The organism is Pseudomonas uvaldensis, assembly GCF_021271205.1.
Classification (GTDB): Bacteria; Pseudomonadota; Gammaproteobacteria; order Pseudomonadales; family Pseudomonadaceae; genus Aquipseudomonas; species Aquipseudomonas uvaldensis.
Map to the genome: position 1 here is coordinate 537134 of NZ_JAIWKS010000004.1, position 16223 is coordinate 553356.

Consider the following 16223-nt stretch of genomic DNA (forward strand, 5'->3'; position numbering starts at 1 on the left):
GGAGTGCCCATGTCCTTCTCCGCCCTGCCTCTGTTCGCCGCCTTTCGCCAATCCTGGCGCGCCGGTTACACCCTGGAACGCCTGCGCGGCGACCTGGTGGCCGGGCTGACCGTCGGCATCATTGCCATTCCCCTGGCCATGGCCCTGGCAATCGCCGTCGGCGTACCGCCGCAACATGGCTTGTACACGGTGCTGGTGGCCGCGCCGCTGATTGCCCTGACTGGCGGCTCGCGGTTCAACGTGAGTGGGCCGACCGCCGCGTTCGTGGTGATCCTGCTCCCGATTACCCAGCAATATGGAGTGGGCGGCCTGCTGTTGTGCACGATGCTGGCCGGCCTGATCCTGATCGCCCTGGGGCTGATGCGCGCCGGACGGTTGATCCAGTACATCCCCTATCCGGTCATCCTCGGTTTCACCGCCGGCATCGGCGTGGTCATCGCCACATTGCAGTTGAAGGATCTGCTCGGCCTGAGCACCGCAGGCCAGGCCCAGCACTACATCGAACAGTTGGGCGCGTTGATCGTGGCGCTGCCCAGCGCCCGATTGGGCGATGGCGTCGTCGGCGTCACTTGCCTGGCGGTGCTGATTGCCTGGCCACGCTGGGTCCCTCGCGTTCCGGGGCATCTGGTCGCGCTGCTCGTCGGGGCTTTGTTGGGTGTAGCGCTGGAGCTCGCTGGCTGGCCGATCGCGACGCTGGGCGAACGCTTCAGCTATATGGTCGATGGCGTCAGCCACCCAGGTATTCCGCCATTCTTGCCGACCTTCGACTGGCCCTGGAACCTGCCGGACAGCAACGGTCGACCGTTGCAGCTTTCCTACGACCTGATTCGCCAGCTGATGGCGCCCGCATTCGCCATCGCCATGCTCGGCGCCATCGAATCGCTGTTGTGCGCCGTGGTGGCGGACGGCATGACCGGCAACAAGCACGATCCCAATGCCGAGCTGATGGGCCAGGGCCTGGGCAACCTGGTCGCGCCGCTCTTCGGTGGCATTACCGCCACGGCGGCGATTGCCCGTAGCGCCACCAATGTGCGCAGCGGCGCGTCTTCTCCGCTGGCCGCGATCATCCACAGCCTCGTAGTGCTGCTGGCGATGTTGCTGCTGGCGCCGCTCTTCAGCTACCTGCCCATGGCCGCGCTGGCCGCATTGCTGGTGATGGTGGCCTGGAACATGAGCGAGGCCGGGCATGTGCTGCACACCCTGCGCATTGCCCCACGCAGCGACGTACTGGTGTTGCTGACCTGCCTGAGCCTGACGGTATTGTTCGACATGGTCCTGGCCGTTGCTGTCGGCCTGCTGCTGGCCGCCGGGTTGTTCATCAAGCGCATGAGCGAACTGACCGACAGTGCCGAATTGCCGCGCCAGTTTCATCAAGCGTTGCTGGACATGCCAGAACATGTACGCTGCTACGCCATTCGCGGCCCGCTGTTTTTCGGCGCGGCGGAAAAAGCCCTGGACGTACTACGCAAGTTCGATCCAGGTGTCCGGGTGGTGGTCGTGGAAATGAGTGCCGTGCCGATGCTGGACATGACCGCATTGGCCGCATTTGACAACATCCTCAAGGATTACCGCAGGCAGGGCATCGGCCTGATCCTGGTGGCGACCGCCCCACGGGTGCGCCTGAAACTGCGCCGCGCCGGTGTCCATCGCGAGCAGCGCCAATTAGCGTATGTGCAGACGTTGGAACAGGCACGGGTCAAGAGTGAGCAGTGGCTTGAGGCTTGAGGCTTGAGGCTTGAGGCTTGAGGCTTGAGAGCAAGGCTGTGGGAGCAAAGCTTGCTCGCGATGAAAACACCTCGCTCGGTCAGAAGATCGCGTAATCATTCATCGCGAGCAAGCTTTGCTCCCACGGGATGAACCGCACCTTTAGTCGAACTGGGCGCGCATCCAGGCGTGATATTCGGCCACGCCCGCTTCGCCTTCGCGAGGCGCCCAATGAGCCAGTTCACCCTCGCCCACAGGCCGGTAAGGACCGGCCTTGCATTCGAACATCAGGCTATCGGCCTCCAGCACCACCAGACCGTGATACACACCCGCCGGCAAGTCGACACCGAGGCAATCGCCCCCGGCTTGCAGAACGCGCTTGTCGATCACGGCACCCGCCTCGTCGAAGATCAACACACCGAGACGCCCCCGCAGGACCAGCAGGGTTTCAGCCTTGTCGGCGCTCAGATGTCGATGAGGCGGGATGTACGTGGACGGCTGCAACCCCACCGCCATGCGGTGGCACGGCTCGTCCATCTGGTGGAAATTGTGGTGTTGTCGCCCGCGGGGATTGGCCGCCGCTTTCTCGGCTAACGCACCGAACAGCGCCTCATCCAGAAAGCTCGGCTGGTTCATCGATTACATCCCCTTGACGGCGAAAATACCGTTGGCGTTGCGCCAGTAGCCCTTGTAGTCCATGCCATAGCCGAAGATGTAACGGTCCTCGCAGGGCAGGCCCACGAAATCGGCCTTCAGGTCTGGACGGGCCTTGCGGTCATGATCCTTGTCGATCAGTACGGCGGTGTGCACCGCGCGGGCACCGGCATGCCGGCAGAAGTCAATGATCGCGCCCAGGGTGTGACCTTCGTCCAGGATGTCGTCGATGATCAAGACATCGCGGTCGATGAACGAGACTTCCGGCTTGGCTTTCCAGAACAGGTCGCCACCGCTGGTTTCGTTGCGGTAGCGGGTGGCGTGAAGGTAAGACGCTTCCAGCGGGAAGTTCAGATAAGTCAGCAGCTTGCCGGAGAAAATCAGCCCGCCGTTCATGACACAGAACACCACAGGGTTGCTATCGGCCAATTGGTCGTTGATTTGCGCACCGACACGGGCGATGGCCGCTTCGACTTCGGCTTCGGTGTACAGGCAGTCAGCCTCTCGCATGATTTGACGGATATGCTCGAGATCAGCGGACATGGCGCTCTCCAGTGGCGTTTGAGGGGAGGGACGGGTTCGGAAAAGCCGGCAAAGGTACGCATCAAGCGAGGCCAGATCAAGCGTTTGTGGACTAACGTTCTGTATTGTCTATAGGACAACATCCCCGGATAGATTAATCTAGCCCGGTTTTTTTGCCCGCCGCCGGAGCCTTCCCATGCCCATCCTCGAGATCCGCCATCCGCTGATCAGACACAAACTCGGCCTGATGCGCCGCGCCGACATCAGCACGAAGAACTTCCGCGAGCTCGCTCAGGAAGTCGGTGCGCTGCTCACCTACGAAGCCACCAAGGACCTGCCGCTGGAAACCTACAGCATCGACGGTTGGGCCGGAGCGGTCCAGGTGGAAAAAATCGCCGGCAAGAAGATCACCGTGGTGCCGATCCTGCGTGCCGGCATCGGCATGCTCGAAGGCGTGCTGAGCCTGATCCCGGGTGCCAAGGTCAGCGCGGTGGGCGTGGCCCGTAATGAAGAAACGTTGCAAGCCCATACCTACCTGGAAAAACTGGTGCCGGAAATCGACGAGCGCCTGGCGATGATCATCGACCCGATGCTCGCCACGGGCAGCTCCATGGTCGCCACCATCGACCTGCTGAAAAAAGCCGGTTGCCGGGACATCCGCGCCATGGTGCTGGTGGCCGCGCCTGAAGGCATCAAGGCTGTGGAAGACGCCCACCCCGACGTGACCATCTATACCGCCTCCATCGACCAGAAGCTCAACGAGCATGGCTACATCATCCCGGGCCTGGGCGATGCCGGTGACAAGATCTTCGGCACCAAGCAGAAGGACGCTTGAACATGCAGGATGAGTTCAACGATCCGCTCTGGCGGCAGGTGGTGTCCGGTGCCCAGATGTTGTTCGTCGCCTTTGGCGCGCTGGTGCTGATGCCGCTGATCACCGGGCTGGACCCCAACGTGGCACTGTTCACCGCCGGCCTGGGCACGATCCTGTTCCAGGTGGTGACCGGGCGCCAGGTGCCGGTGTTTCTGGCCTCCAGCTTTGCATTCATCACCCCGATCATTCTCGCCAAGGGCCAGTTCGGCCTGGCGGAGACCATGGGCGGCGTGATGGCGGCCGGTTTCGTCTATACCTTCCTGGGCCTGGCGGTGAAGATCAAGGGCACCGGTTTCATCGACCGACTGCTGCCGCCTGTGGTGATCGGTCCGGTGATCATTTCCATTGGCCTGGCGATGGCGCCGATTGCCGCGAACATGGCCATGGGCAAAGCTGGTGACGGCACCGAGCTGATTCACTATCAGACCGCGATGATGATCTCCATGCCGGCCCTGCTCACTACTCTGATCGTCGCGGTATTCGGCAAAGGCATTTTTCGTCTGGTACCGATCATTTCCGGCGTACTGGTGGGCTTCGCCATGTCGTTCTTCTTCGGCGTGGTGGACACCGCGAAGATCGCCGCCGCGCCATGGTTCGCGCTGCCGAACTTCACCGCGCCGGCGTTCAACTGGCAGGCCATCCTGTTCATCGTACCGGTGGCCCTGGCCCCGGCCATCGAGCACATCGGCGGCGTGATCGCCGTGGGTAGCGTGACCGGTCGCGACTACCTGAAAAAACCTGGCCTGCACCGCACCCTGTTCGGAGATGGCATCGCCACCACCGCCGCCGGCCTGTTCGGTGGCCCGCCCAATACCACTTACGCCGAAGTCACCGGCGCGGTGATGCTGACCAAGAACTACAACCCGAAGATCATGACCTGGGCAGCGATCTTCGCCATCGCCCTGGCATTCATCGGCAAGTTCGGCGCGCTGCTGCAAAGCATCCCGGTACCCGTGATGGGCGGGATCCTGTGCCTGTTGTTCGGTTCGATTGCAGCGGTGGGCATGAACACCCTGATCCGCCACAAGATCGACCTGGGCGAGGCACGCAACCTGGTGATCGTTTCGGTGACGTTGGTGTTCGGTATCGGCGGCGTGCTGATCGGCACCGGCAACGGCCCGGACGACTTCGGCCTCAAGGGCATCGCACTGTGCGCGGTGGTGGCGATAGGGTTGAACCTGATCCTGCCGGGCAATGACAGCTGGAAGCACAAGAAGGCGGATGAACCGCTGATCTGATAGGTGTGTTATCTGACGGGGCCTCTTCGCGAGCAAGCCCGCTCCCACAGTGGATCTTGGGTGGTCACAGGACTTGTGTACACCAGAGACCCCATGTGGGAGCGGGCTTGCCCGCGAAAGGACCCTTGAACTCTATAGAGCGATCGGTGCCCGCTCGCATAATGTGCTCAATGCCTTTACCCACTGCGGCTGATCATTGAGACACGGCACCAACACCAGTTCCTCCCCACCCGCCTCGCGAAACTGTTCACGCCCACGGTCGCCGATTTCCTCCAGGGTTTCGATGCAGTCCGCCACGAATGCCGGACACATCACCAGCACCTTCTTCACCCCGCTTTTGGCCAGCTCATCCAGCCGTGCTTCGGTATAAGGCTCGATCCACTTGGCGCGGCCCAATCGCGACTGGAATGACACCGACCATTGACCATCCGCCAGCCCCAGGCGCTTGGCGAACAATTCGGCGCTGCGAATGCACTGGGCGCGGTAACAGGTGGCCATGACTTGAGGCGGCGCGTTCTTGCAGCAGTCGGCATCCTTGAAGCAGTGAAAACCCGTTGGATCGAGCTTGGTCAGGTGCCGTTCCGGCAGGCCATGGAAGCTGAGCAACAGGTGATCGTAGTCTTGCGCCAGATAGGGCTTGGCGCTGGCAACCAGCGCGTCGAGGTATTCCGGCTGATCGTAGAATGGCTGAAGTATCGAGAACTGCACATCGAGCCCCTTCTCCCGTACGACACGCCTGGCTTCCTCGACCACCGTGGTCACGGTGCTGTCGGCGAACTGCGGATACAGAGGTGCCAACGTGATTTTCTTGTGGCCCTGGCTCGCCAGGCGCACCAGCGCCGACTCAATGGACGGCTGGCCATAGCGCATCGCCAATTCCACCGGGCCCTGGGTCCATTGTGCGGTCATCGCCTGTTGCAACCGGCGGCTGAGCACCACCAGCGGCGACCCTTCCTCCCACCAGATCGACGCATAGGCGTGAGCCGATTGCTCGGGGCGCTTGATCAGGATCAGCGACACCAGCAACCGCCGCACCGGCCAGGGCAAGTCGATGACGTAAGGGTCCATCAGGAATTGATTGAGGTAGCGGCGCACATCGGCCACCGAGGTGGAAGCAGGCGAACCCAGATTCACCAGAAGCAACGCGTGATCGGTCATGCAATGTCCTATTTCAAAAGCGGGGGGACAAGTCGTCCAGCGCCGCGGGCAAATCAGTGAACCGGAAAATGAAACCCGCCGCCTGCAATCGGGCCGGCATGGCACGCTGCCCGCCCAGCAACAGCAATGACATTTCTCCCAACGCGACTTTCAACACCAGCTCCGGCACCGGCACCACCGCAGGCCGGTTCAATACCTCACCCAAGGCCTTGGCGAAGTCGCGATTGCGCACCGGGTTCGGCGCGCAGGCATTATAAGGACCGCTGGCATCATCGCGGTGCAGAAGAAAATCAATCAGGGCGATTTGATCGTCGATATGAATCCACGGCATCCATTGCCGACCATTGCCGATACGCCCGCCCAGCGCCAGTTTGAAGGGCAGTAGCAGCCGCGACAAAAAGCCGCCGTCGGCGGACAGGACCAGGCCGGTACGCACCAGCACGACACGCACCCCCATGGCCTCGGCCCGTTGCGCGGTCTCTTCCCAGGCGATGCACAGTTGACTGGCAAAATCTTCGCTCACCGGCCCCGATTCTTCGGTCAGCTCACGCTCGCCACCGTCACCGTACCAGCCCACCGCCGAACCGGAAATCAACACCCGGGGTTTCTGTTCGCAACGCTCCAACCAGGCCAGCAACACTTCCGTCAGGGTGATGCGGCTGCTCCACAAGAGCAACTTGCGCTTGTGGCTCCAGGGTCGGTCGGCAATCGGCGCGCCGGCGAGATTGATCACAGCGTCCACCGGATCGTCGATCTCGTCGAGCTTGGCGATCCCCCTCACCTGCGCTCCACAGAGCTCCGCCACCTGTTCGGGCCGACGACTCCACACCGTCAGGCGATGCCCCTTCGCCAGCCAGTGACGGCAAAGCGCGCGTCCGATTAAACCAGTACCGCCGGTCAGCAATATGTGCATGAGGTGATCCTCTCATCGCGTTTTACCCGGCCCATTAGTCTATTTTTATAAGCAGGGATTTTTCGTATCGGACAGGGTCTGTTTTAACAATAGGACAACCTGTCGAACGCGAACGGTAAAAACTTATACCAAAAACCCGAATTGTACAGGTTTAAACGACGGCGTAGTCTGTACAGAAAGGTAAACGAGGCCCTCATGACTGTACCTATCGCAATCATCGGCACCGGCATCGCCGGACTCTCAGCCGCCCAGGCCCTGACGGAGGCCGGGCATGTCGTTCAACTCTTCGATAAAAGCCATGGCAGCGGCGGACGCATGTCCAGCAAACGCAGCGACGCCGGTTCACTGGACATGGGCGCGCAATATTTCACCGCCCGCGATCGCCGCTTCGTGACCGAAGTGCAGCGCTGGCAGGCCAATGGCTGGGCGGCGGAATGGAACCCGCAGCTATACAACTCCCAGGGTGGGCAACTGACGCCCTCGCCGGATGAACAGACCCGCTGGGTCGGCACTCCGCGCATGAGCGCCATCACCCGCGCCTTGCTCGGCAAATTGCAAGTGCAGTTCTCCTGCCGGATCACCGAGGTGTACCGCGGCCAGGAGCATTGGCACCTGCAGGATGCGGAAGGCTTCACCCACGGCCCTTTCGGCCAGGTTGTCATTGCCACGCCCGCCCCCCAGGCCACTGCATTGCTGGCAGCCGTGCCAAAGCTGGCCAGCGTGGCGGCCGGAGTGAAAATGGACCCGACCTGGGCCGTGGCCCTGGCCTTCGAAAAACCGCTGGACACTCCCCTGGAGGGCTGCTTCGTACAAGACAGTCCCCTCGACTGGCTGGCGCGCAACCGCAGCAAGCCGGGACGCGACAGCCGGCTCGACACTTGGGTGCTGCACGCCACCAGCGACTGGAGCCGGCAGCACATCGACCTGTCCAAGGAAGCGGTGATTGAACATCTGCACGGTGCATTCGCCGAACTGCTGCACAGCGCAATGCCTGCTCCCAGCTTCAGCGTGGCCCATCGCTGGCTGTACGCCCGTCCCGCCGGCAACCACGAATGGGGCGCTCTGGCCGATGCCGACCTGGGGTTGTATGTCTGTGGCGACTGGTGCCTGTCCGGCCGGGTCGAAGGTGCATGGCTCAGCGGCCAGGATGCCGCCCGCCGCCTGCACGCCAGCCTGCAGTAATTCGCTTCACCCCGCACTACCGCTGCTGTCGCAACAGACAGCAGCCTGTCTGCGAACACGCCGCTTCTCCCCTGCACGCTGAAACCGGTTGACTTGCGCGCTGGCAAATCTATGATGAAATAATTGTACAGAAATATAAATTTGTACAAGATCATGGAATCAGAGGTGCCCATGTCCAACGAAACCGTCGCCAAGCCGAAGATCGCTATCAGCGCCTGCCTGATGGGCGCACAAGTCCGCTTCAATGGCGGGCATAAACAGTCGCAACTGTGCAGCCAACTGCTGGCGGAGCATTTCGATTTCGTACCGGTGTGCCCGGAAGTCGCCATCGGGCTGGGCATTCCGAGAGAAGCGATCCGGCTGGTGGGTAACCCGCTGCATCCCGAAGCGGTCGGCACGGTGACGCCTGACCTGAACGTGACACGGCCGCTGGCCGAATACGGTCAGCAAATGGCTGACACACTGGGTGACATCTGCGGCTACATCTTCATGCAGAAGTCACCGTCCTGTGGGCTGGAGCGGGTCAAGGTCTACGATCATAACGGCGTGCCGCAGGGCGGTGGTGGACGCGGCCTGTATGCACAGGCGTTCTGTAACCGTCATCCGGACCTGCCGGTGGAAGAGGATGGCCGCCTCAACGATCCAGTGCTGCGGGAGAATTTCCTGACCCGGGTTTTCGCCTACGCAGCCTGGCAACCGTTGCGCCAGAAGCACCTGACCCGCCGGGATCTGATTGAATTTCACTCCCGCTACAAATATCTGCTGATGGCCCACAATCCGGTGCAGTACAAGGCGCTGGGCAACCTGCTGGGCAGCATGGGCAAGACCGATCCAAACGAACTGGGGCCACGCTATTTCAGTGCGCTGATGGCCGCGTTGAAAAAATGCGCCACCCGAGGCACCCACACCAACGTCTTGCAACACCTGAGCGGTTACCTCAAGCATGTCATCGACAGTGAAGACAAGCAGGAAGTCCAGCACCTCATCGGTCAATATCGGCGCGGCATCGTACCGCTGGTGGTACCGCTGACCTTGCTCAAGCACCATTTGCGCCAGCATCCCGATCCCTATCTGGCGCAGCAGGCCTACCTGCAACCGCACCCGGAAAACCTCAGCTTGCGGAACGCTATCTGATGGCGCGCGAGCCGGATTCGAGCGCACGAGAAGACCTCGGTGCGGACTTCGCCGAGGCTTTGGCACAGGGGTGGCTTCCGATACGCGAGGTCGCGCGCCGGACCGGTGTCAACGCCGTCACGCTGCGGGCCTGGGAACGCCGTTATGGCTTGATCGTGCCGCACCGCACGCCCAAGGGCCACCGGTTGTTCAGCGCCGAACATGTACAACGTATCCAGACCATCCTCACCTGGATCAACCGAGGGATGGCGGTGAGCAAGATCAAGCCCTTGCTCGATGCACCGCAACCGCCAGCCGAGCCTGTGGAAAATGATTGGCATCGCCAGCGCAACGCCCTCATCGTGGCTGTCACGCAACTGGCCGAGCGCCAGGTCGATGAGCGGGTGAACCAGGCCATGGCGCTCTACCCGCCCCTGACAGTGTGCGAACAGTTACTGCTGCCCTTGCTGAGCGATCTGCAGTTGCGTTGGCAGGGGCAGTTCGGGGCGCAGTTGGAACGGGTGTTCCTGTACTCCTGGCTACGCAGCAAATTTGGCAGCCGGATCTACCACAACAACCGCCAGCTACGCGGCGCGCCGTTGCTACTGGTCAACCATTCGGACGAGCCCCTGGAACCCCTCCTGTGGCTCACCGCCTGGCTGGCCAGCAACGCCGATTGCCCGGTGGAGGTATTCGATGGGCCGATACCGGCGGGTGAACTGGCGGTGGCCGTCGAACGCCTCAAGGCTCGCGGCGTGCTGTTGTATTCCAGTCACGCCCTGAACCTGTCCCAACTGCCCAGGCTGCTGAGCGGTATCGACTGCCCGGTCGTTATCGCCGGTACTCCCGCATCGATTCACCACGCCAGGTTATCCACCGGCGCAGCGATGATGAACATCACCTGGGCCGAAGATCCCTTGACGGCCTACCGTGAATTGAGCCGCAGAGCCCTTCTCTGAATGGAAAACCCAATGCAACTGATCTGGCTGCGCAGCGACTTGCGCCTGCACGACAACACCGCCCTGGCCGCTGCCGCAGCACGTGGGCCCTGCGTGGCGGTGTACCTGCCAAGTCCGGAACAATGGCGCAGCCACGACGATGCGCCGTGCAAGATCGATTTCTGGCTACGCAACGTGGCTTCCTTGAGCGCGGCCCTGGGCGAACTGAACATCCCATTACTGATCCGTCCGGCGCCACGCTGGGACGAGGCACCGCAAGTGCTGCTCAAGGTATGCCGCGAATTGAAGATCGATGCAGTCCATGTCAATGAAGAATATGGCCTGAACGAAACCCGGCGCGACGCTGAAGTCGCTCGCACGCTGGACGATCAGGGCATCGCGTTTCACAGCTACCTCGATCAGTTGCTGTTCAAGCCCGGCAGCGTGTTGACCAAAACCGGCAACTATTTCCAGGTGTTCAGCCAGTTTCGCAAAGTCTGCTACGGCCGGCTGCACGTCTCATTGCCAAGCCTGGTTCGCGCACCGGCCCGGCAGGCACACACCGGCATCGCCAGCGATCCGGTGCCGTTGCACATCGAAGGCTTTGCGCCCTCCGGCGAAGCCCTGCGTGCCCTTTGGCCCGCCGGCGAAAGCGAAGCCCGACGACGCCTGGAGACGTTCGTCGAGCAGCACCTCGACCATTACCAGACCGATCGGGATTTTCCGGCCAAACCCGGCACCAGCCAACTCTCGGCTTACCTGCTGGCCGGCGTGGTGTCGCCGCGCCAGTGCCTGCACGCCGCACTGCAAGCCAACCAGGGCGAATTCGAAAGCGGTAATGTCGGGGCTGTGACCTGGATCAATGAATTGCTCTGGCGTGAGTTCTATAAACACATTCTGGTGGGCTATCCCCGGGTATCCCGTCACCGGGCATTCCGCCCGGAAACCGAGGCGATGGCATGGCGCGATGCCCCTGAAGAACTGGCCGCTTGGAAAGAGGCCCGCACCGGCCTGCCAATCATTGACGCGGCCATGCGCCAACTGCTGGAGACAGGATGGATGCACAACCGCTTGCGGATGGTTGTGGCAATGTTCCTCACCAAGAACCTGCTGATCGACTGGCGCGAAGGCGAGCGCTTTTTCATGCAGCACCTGATCGACGGCGATCTGGCCGCCAACAATGGCGGTTGGCAGTGGAGCGCCTCCACCGGCACGGACGCGGCGCCCTGGTTCCGGATTTTCAATCCATTGAGTCAATCGGAAAAATTCGACCCCACAGGATCGTTCATCAAACACTGGTTAACGGAACTGAACGATCTGGACAGGCAACAGGTCCATAACCCCAAAGCCCCCTGTGGATTGTTTGACCGTGTGGATTATCCCGCTCCGATCGTCGACCTCGGCCGATCACGAGCGCGTGCGCTGGCCGCTTTCAGACAGCTGCCAACGCAACAACGCCGCGCCGCCGAACCGTTGGGCGATCAACGAACATGAAATTGATTGAATGCGGATGCACTTTCCACCACTCGGGATATAGTCTTACTTAATCATGGATTAGCCGTAAAGCCTTGTAGCAGACACGGCGCAACCCTAGCGGAAGGAGCAAGGAATGGGTGTGAAACCGCCACGGCGATACTGGCTGACAGGGGCGGGTGACGGCGTTGCCGCTTCGCTTGCCGTAAAGCTGCTTGAAAGCGGTGCGCACCTGGCGATCAGTTCGCGCTCGGCCCAACCCTGCGAAGCCCTTTGTGCACGATATCCGGACCAGCTACTGATCGTGCCCGGCGATCTGACCGACAGCCAGACTGTGCGCGAGATCGGCGAGCGAATCGCCCAGCAGTGGGGCGCCCTGGACACCGTCATCCTGAATGCCGGAACCACCGAATACGCCGGCGCCCATCCTACCCCCCAGGCATTCATCGAACAGCTGGTACGCAGTAATCTGCTGGCGGCCAGTTTTTGCATCGAAACGGCTTTGCCGCTGTTACAGGCAGGCGTCCTCCCCCATCTGACAGGGATTGCCAGCCCGGCGACTTACTTGTCTCCATCACACACCGAGGCCAGCGGCAGCACCATGGGCTCTCTGTTTGAATCGACTCGCGTGAGGCTCGCCCCCAGGGGCATCGACGTGACGCTGGTCCGCCCGGGGTTCGACCATGTCTCGCTGTGCCTCGAGGATGGTGTGTTGCCTACTGTCTGCTCGACAGACGAAGCAGCGACCTACATTCTGGCCAACCTGGCCGAAAGACCCCCTGAGCTGATCCTCCCGGTCGCCGCCCTGGCAGCGCTCTGGCCGCTGCCCGAATCGGCCCGGACCGGGCAGACGGACATCGCCCCTTGCCAGCCCGATACTTGGTCACCGATCAAGGGTCGCCCTTGAAGGACCCGGTTGCCTTACACTGCCGGCCATGAAAAACATCCCTCTTGTAGATCTCCCTGCGCCGGCCGTTACCTGTTCGAGCTGTGCGGCATGCTGCTGCCGACTGGAAGTGTTGTTGATCACCGACACCGGCGTCCCGCAACGATTCATCGCCGTGGACGATTGGGGCGCAGAAGCCATGTTGCGGCTGGATGATGGCTGGTGCGCGGCGCTGGATCGCGACAGCATGAGGTGCACGATCTACGAAAAGCGTCCGTTGATTTGCCGGGAGTTCGAAATGGGTGCGCCAGAATGCGTTGAAGAACGCCAAGGCATTGCGACGGTGTATCGATAAAGAACAGCACGCCCTTGATGAGGCCCAGCTCGCCGAGATGGGCGGCGGGATCGATCTTGCTGATGCTGAACGGGCGCTATCGCGAGCAGGCTCGCTCCCACATGGAATTCAGGCGAGGTCCCGTTGCGGGGAGCCTCGACAGACTTGTGGGAGCAGGCTTGCTCACGTAGCACGTAGGGGCCGGCCCCCACAGGGCTGTCGGGAATTACAGCGGCATCGTGTAATGCAGCGCGTAGCTCTCCACACCGTCATTGTCCGACGCGATACCCGCGTTGGAATAATGGGTGGCGCGAATGCCCACTTCATGTCCACCATTGAAGCGCAGGCCGAAACCAATTCGATCTTCGAACTGGAACGCACTGCCCAGCTTGTTATCTTCCAACTCAGTGTTGGCAAACAACGCAACGCCGATACCCGCCTCGATGTAAGGCTTCACGTTCTGGCCGGAAAATTCATACACGAAGACCGGCGAGAACGACAAGCTGTGGTTACTCGAAGTCTCATCCCCTTCCCAATAGGTGTAGGCACCGCTCCAGTAGCCCGTCAGACGACCCACATCGCTTTGCAGCCAGCTCTTGTCCCAATCGAACTGCATGCCCAAGCGATAGGTCATGGTCGAATCGCTGGTCTGACCGATCCCGAACTCCACACCCGCCGCTTGCGCAGTGTAAGTGTGCCCCAGCAACGCAGCCGCAATGGCGGCAAAACAGAATAAGCGCTTCATTAGAAACATCCTTTTCCGAACAGACTTAGTTAGTTTTTTCTTACAACCAGACAGAGCTATAGAAATCTCCGTTGAAACAGAAGTTCAGCCCCATTTACGCAATTTTCACGTTTTTTTACAGATCGAAGCTTCGCACAATGCCAGACGATTGCCACAACATTGGTAGGATTTTTCCTAAATGTATCGGATCCGCGCTACTCCAGAACTGAGTTTCGCTGACAGGCCCCTCCGCCAACGCTCCCCGCTCAGCCAACAACCGCTGCAGCTGGCGAGCCACGGCGGCGCCAGTGTCGATCAGGCTGATATGCGCCGGAATCATCTGCTTGAGCATGGGTTTGAGAAACGGATAGTGGGTGCAGCCCAGGATCAGCGTGTCGCAACCGGCGGCCAACAAGGGGTCGACATACTGACGCAACAGTTCATACAAGGCCGGGCTGTGCAAATCCCCCGTTTCGATCAGCTCCACCAATCCGGGACACGGCTGGGTGATGACTCGCACATCGGTGGCGAAGCGATCGAGCAGCGCGGCGAACTTGGCGCTCTGCAAGGTGCCGGTGGTGGCCAGTACCCCGACGATGCCGCTACGGGTAGCGGCAGCCGCCGGCTTGACCGCCGGCTCCATGCCGACAATGGGCCAATCGGGGAAGTCACGGCGCAGATCGGCCACGGCAGCCACCGTTGCGGTATTGCAAGCGACCACCAGGGCTTTGGCGCCCTGCCCCAAAAGAAAGTCGGCGATGATGGAGCTGCGCTGCCGAATGTATTCCGGTGTTTTCTCGCCATAGGGAATATGCCCGCAATCGGCGACGTACAGCAGCGATTCATTGGGCAGCAGATGACGGATCTCTGCCAGCACCGAAAGCCCGCCGACCCCTGAGTCAAGCACCCCGACCGGCGCGTTATTCATGCCTGTCACCACACACGCTGCAGCCCGGGTCGCGCTTGACCCTCAGTTCGCGGAAACGTGAACCCAGGGCATCGATCAACAGCAGACGTCCTACCAGAGGTTCACCGAACACCGCCAATAGCTTCAGCGCCTCGAGGGCTTGCAGGCTTCCTACCACCCCCACCACCGGACCGAGCACGCCCGCTTCGCTGCAGGTCAGCTCGGCTTCGCTGCCATGGCCGTAGAGACAGTGATAGCAAGGGCTGTCGGCGCGGCGCGGGTCGAATACCGACAGTTGCCCTTCCAGGCGGATCGCCGCGCCGCTGACCAGCGGTTTACCCGCTGCGACGCACGCTGCATTCACCGCTTCGCGGGTAGAAAAATTGTCGGAGCAGTCCAGCACCACGTCCACGGCTCCGACTGCGACGGCCAGGCTGTCTTCGTCCATGGCGGTTGGATGAGGGACCAACCCGATCTCCGGGTTCAGCGCTGCCAGGCGACGCATCGCCGAATCGACCTTGCTCAACCCCACGCTGCCAGTGTCGTGGATGATCTGGCGTTGCAGGTTAGTGAGGTCAACCGTGTCGAAATCCGCCAGATGCAACTCGCCGACGCCGGCGGCGGCCAGGTACAACGCCACCGGGGCGCCGAGGCCGCCAAGACCGACGATCAATGCGCGGCTCTGCTTGAGCCGTACCTGGCCGTCGATGTCGACGTGCTGCAGCAGGATCTGCCGGCTGTAGCGCAACAGCTCCTGGTCATTCAGCACGGCAGACACCCCAGGCTGATGCGTTCATGGCCGCCCAGGTCCTTGCGACTGTGGACTTCGGCAAATCCCTGGGTTTGAAGCAGGTCACGCACCGCATTGGCCTGGTCGTATCCATGTTCGAGCATCAGCCATCCACCCGGAGCAAGATGATCCGGCGCTTGGGCGATGATCGTGCGCAGGTCATCGAGCCCATCCTGGCCCGCCACCAGCGCACTGGCCGGCTCGAAACGCACGTCGCCTTCGGCCAGGTGCGGATCGGTGGCAGCGATATAAGGTGGATTACTGATGATCAACTCGAAACGCCGGTCGGCCAGGGCGCTGAACCAATGACTGTTCATCACCGTGACATTGCCCAGGTCAAGGCGCTGGCGATTGCGTTCGGCCAGGGCCACAGCCTCGAGCACACGATCAACCGCGGTAACCGTCCAGGCCGGGCGTTCACTGGCCAACGCAAGGGCAATCGCACCGCTGCCGGTGCCCAGGTCCAGAACCCTGACCGGGGTGGCCGGCAGCAATTGCAGCGCGGTTTCCACCAGCAGCTCGGTGTCCGGACGGGGAATCAGGGTGTGGGGCGCGACTTCCAGGTCGAGCTTCCAGAACCCCTGTTGCCCCAGGATATAAGCCACCGGCTCGCCGGAGCGACGACGACGCAGGTACTCGGAGAACAACAGCGCCGCTTCGCTCGGCACGATCCGCTCGGGCCAGGTGTGCAGGAAGCTGCGGGGCTTGCCCAGGGCTGCCGCCAGCAGCAACTCGGCATCCAGGCGTGGTGTCGGCGAATCCGGCAGCTGGGCGGCGCGTAATACACTGGCGATGATGGTCATGGAGTCACCT

17 protein-coding genes are annotated in these 16223 nt (G+C 61.7%); 9 read left to right on the forward strand and 8 right to left on the reverse strand.

Annotated elements, in window-relative coordinates; translation table 11 throughout:
* Positions 1 to 9: 9 nt before the first annotated feature.
* The gene (gene dauA / locus LCU97_RS12130) at positions 10 to 1725 is read left to right on the forward strand and encodes a C4-dicarboxylic acid transporter DauA (RefSeq protein ID WP_232776512.1); all 1716 of its coding nucleotides are present in this window, start codon (positions 10 to 12) and stop codon (positions 1723 to 1725) included.
* A gap of 141 nt (positions 1726 to 1866) precedes the next feature.
* Here the strand turns inward: dauA and LCU97_RS12135 are convergent, their stop codons facing one another.
* Positions 1867 to 2340 (reverse strand): WbuC family cupin fold metalloprotein, encoded by a 474-nt coding sequence (locus tag LCU97_RS12135; protein ID WP_053146537.1) that lies wholly within the window; start codon positions 2338 to 2340, stop codon positions 1867 to 1869.
* A gap of 3 nt (positions 2341 to 2343) precedes the next feature.
* Positions 2344 to 2901, reverse strand: a complete 558-nt coding sequence (locus LCU97_RS12140) for a hypoxanthine-guanine phosphoribosyltransferase (protein ID WP_053146539.1) — start codon at positions 2899 to 2901, stop codon at positions 2344 to 2346.
* Between the two features lie 175 nt (positions 2902 to 3076).
* Between LCU97_RS12140 and upp the strand changes: the two genes are divergently transcribed.
* Both upp and LCU97_RS12150 read left to right on the forward strand, forming a co-directional pair.
* Positions 3077 to 3715, forward strand: a complete 639-nt coding sequence (upp, locus tag LCU97_RS12145; RefSeq protein ID WP_053146541.1) for a uracil phosphoribosyltransferase — start codon at positions 3077 to 3079, stop codon at positions 3713 to 3715.
* A 2-nt stretch (positions 3716 to 3717) separates the two neighbouring features.
* Positions 3718 to 4992, forward strand: a complete 1275-nt coding sequence (locus tag LCU97_RS12150) for a uracil-xanthine permease family protein (protein WP_053146546.1) — start codon at positions 3718 to 3720, stop codon at positions 4990 to 4992.
* Positions 4993 to 5124: 132 nt separating this feature from the next.
* On the opposite strand, the gene hemH is transcribed toward LCU97_RS12150, so the two are convergent.
* Both hemH and LCU97_RS12160 read right to left on the reverse strand, forming a co-directional pair.
* Positions 5125 to 6150 carry a ferrochelatase gene (gene hemH / locus LCU97_RS12155; RefSeq protein ID WP_053146547.1) on the reverse strand — a complete coding sequence of 342 codons (1026 nt, stop codon included), beginning with the start codon at positions 6148 to 6150 and terminating at the stop codon, positions 5125 to 5127.
* A 13-nt stretch (positions 6151 to 6163) separates the two neighbouring features.
* Positions 6164 to 7063 carry a TIGR01777 family oxidoreductase gene (locus tag LCU97_RS12160; protein WP_232776513.1) on the reverse strand — a complete coding sequence of 300 codons (900 nt, stop codon included), beginning with the start codon at positions 7061 to 7063 and terminating at the stop codon, positions 6164 to 6166.
* Between the two features lie 195 nt (positions 7064 to 7258).
* Here LCU97_RS12160 and LCU97_RS12165 point away from each other — a divergent pair, with 195 nt between their 5' ends.
* The 6 genes from LCU97_RS12165 to LCU97_RS12190 all read left to right on the forward strand — a co-directional run bounded on the left by LCU97_RS12165 (position 7259) and on the right by LCU97_RS12190 (position 13010).
* Entirely contained in the window at positions 7259 to 8245 is a 987-nt protein-coding gene (locus tag LCU97_RS12165) for an NAD(P)/FAD-dependent oxidoreductase (protein WP_053146554.1), read from the forward strand.
* Between the two features lie 171 nt (positions 8246 to 8416).
* The gene (locus LCU97_RS12170; RefSeq protein WP_053146555.1) at positions 8417 to 9379 is read left to right on the forward strand and encodes a YbgA family protein; all 963 of its coding nucleotides are present in this window, start codon (positions 8417 to 8419) and stop codon (positions 9377 to 9379) included.
* Positions 9379 to 10317, forward strand: a complete 939-nt coding sequence (locus tag LCU97_RS12175; protein ID WP_232776516.1) for a MerR family transcriptional regulator — start codon at positions 9379 to 9381, stop codon at positions 10315 to 10317. Before LCU97_RS12170 ends, LCU97_RS12175 begins: the two co-directional genes overlap by 1 nt.
* 12 nt (positions 10318 to 10329) lie before the next feature.
* Positions 10330 to 11790 (forward strand): deoxyribodipyrimidine photo-lyase, encoded by a 1461-nt coding sequence (phrB, locus tag LCU97_RS12180; protein ID WP_232776518.1) that lies wholly within the window; start codon positions 10330 to 10332, stop codon positions 11788 to 11790.
* A 115-nt stretch (positions 11791 to 11905) separates the two neighbouring features.
* Positions 11906 to 12676 (forward strand): SDR family NAD(P)-dependent oxidoreductase, encoded by a 771-nt coding sequence (locus LCU97_RS12185; RefSeq protein ID WP_232776519.1) that lies wholly within the window; start codon positions 11906 to 11908, stop codon positions 12674 to 12676.
* 28 nt (positions 12677 to 12704) lie between these two features.
* On the forward strand, positions 12705 to 13010 hold the full coding sequence (locus LCU97_RS12190; protein ID WP_232776520.1) for a YkgJ family cysteine cluster protein: 306 nt from the start codon (positions 12705 to 12707) through the stop codon (positions 13008 to 13010).
* A 205-nt stretch (positions 13011 to 13215) separates the two neighbouring features.
* On the opposite strand, the gene LCU97_RS12195 is transcribed toward LCU97_RS12190, so the two are convergent.
* The 4 genes from LCU97_RS12195 to prmC all read right to left on the reverse strand — a co-directional run bounded on the left by LCU97_RS12195 (position 13216) and on the right by prmC (position 16213).
* Complete coding sequence (locus LCU97_RS12195) at positions 13216 to 13734, reverse strand: acyloxyacyl hydrolase (protein ID WP_053146566.1); 519 nt, start codon at positions 13732 to 13734, stop codon at positions 13216 to 13218.
* A gap of 115 nt (positions 13735 to 13849) precedes the next feature.
* Entirely contained in the window at positions 13850 to 14641 is a 792-nt protein-coding gene (gene murI, locus LCU97_RS12200) for a glutamate racemase (protein ID WP_053146568.1), read from the reverse strand.
* The gene (locus LCU97_RS12205; RefSeq protein ID WP_053146570.1) at positions 14634 to 15389 is read right to left on the reverse strand and encodes a molybdopterin-synthase adenylyltransferase MoeB; all 756 of its coding nucleotides are present in this window, start codon (positions 15387 to 15389) and stop codon (positions 14634 to 14636) included. The genes murI and LCU97_RS12205 overlap by 8 nt, the downstream gene beginning before the upstream one ends.
* Positions 15383 to 16213: a peptide chain release factor N(5)-glutamine methyltransferase gene (prmC, locus tag LCU97_RS12210; protein ID WP_232776521.1), complete on the reverse strand. Its 831-nt coding sequence runs from the start codon at positions 16211 to 16213 to the stop codon at positions 15383 to 15385. Before prmC ends, LCU97_RS12205 begins: the two co-directional genes overlap by 7 nt.
* Between the last annotated feature and the right edge of the window lie 10 nt (positions 16214 to 16223).

What these genes read in the sequence shown, in the direction of transcription:
- dauA (WP_232776512.1), top strand. Translation starts at nt 10, where the DNA reads ATGTCCTTCTCCGCCCTGCCTCTGTTCGCCGCCTTTCGCCAATCCTGG.
- LCU97_RS12135 (WP_053146537.1), bottom strand. Translation starts at nt 2,340, where the DNA reads ATGAACCAGCCGAGCTTTCTGGATGAGGCGCTGTTCGGTGCGTTAGCC.
- LCU97_RS12140 (WP_053146539.1), bottom strand. Translation starts at nt 2,901, where the DNA reads ATGTCCGCTGATCTCGAGCATATCCGTCAAATCATGCGAGAGGCTGAC.
- upp (WP_053146541.1), top strand. Translation starts at nt 3,077, where the DNA reads ATGCCCATCCTCGAGATCCGCCATCCGCTGATCAGACACAAACTCGGC.
- LCU97_RS12150 (WP_053146546.1), top strand. Translation starts at nt 3,718, where the DNA reads ATGCAGGATGAGTTCAACGATCCGCTCTGGCGGCAGGTGGTGTCCGGT.
- hemH (WP_053146547.1), bottom strand. Translation starts at nt 6,150, where the DNA reads ATGACCGATCACGCGTTGCTTCTGGTGAATCTGGGTTCGCCTGCTTCC.
- LCU97_RS12160 (WP_232776513.1), bottom strand. Translation starts at nt 7,063, where the DNA reads ATGCACATATTGCTGACCGGCGGTACTGGTTTAATCGGACGCGCGCTT.
- LCU97_RS12165 (WP_053146554.1), top strand. Translation starts at nt 7,259, where the DNA reads ATGACTGTACCTATCGCAATCATCGGCACCGGCATCGCCGGACTCTCA.
- LCU97_RS12170 (WP_053146555.1), top strand. Translation starts at nt 8,417, where the DNA reads ATGTCCAACGAAACCGTCGCCAAGCCGAAGATCGCTATCAGCGCCTGC.
- LCU97_RS12175 (WP_232776516.1), top strand. Translation starts at nt 9,379, where the DNA reads ATGGCGCGCGAGCCGGATTCGAGCGCACGAGAAGACCTCGGTGCGGAC.
- phrB (WP_232776518.1), top strand. Translation starts at nt 10,330, where the DNA reads ATGCAACTGATCTGGCTGCGCAGCGACTTGCGCCTGCACGACAACACC.
- LCU97_RS12185 (WP_232776519.1), top strand. Translation starts at nt 11,906, where the DNA reads ATGGGTGTGAAACCGCCACGGCGATACTGGCTGACAGGGGCGGGTGAC.
- LCU97_RS12190 (WP_232776520.1), top strand. Translation starts at nt 12,705, where the DNA reads ATGAAAAACATCCCTCTTGTAGATCTCCCTGCGCCGGCCGTTACCTGT.
- LCU97_RS12195 (WP_053146566.1), bottom strand. Translation starts at nt 13,734, where the DNA reads ATGAAGCGCTTATTCTGTTTTGCCGCCATTGCGGCTGCGTTGCTGGGG.
- murI (WP_053146568.1), bottom strand. Translation starts at nt 14,641, where the DNA reads ATGAATAACGCGCCGGTCGGGGTGCTTGACTCAGGGGTCGGCGGGCTT.
- prmC (WP_232776521.1), bottom strand. Translation starts at nt 16,213, where the DNA reads ATGACCATCATCGCCAGTGTATTACGCGCCGCCCAGCTGCCGGATTCG.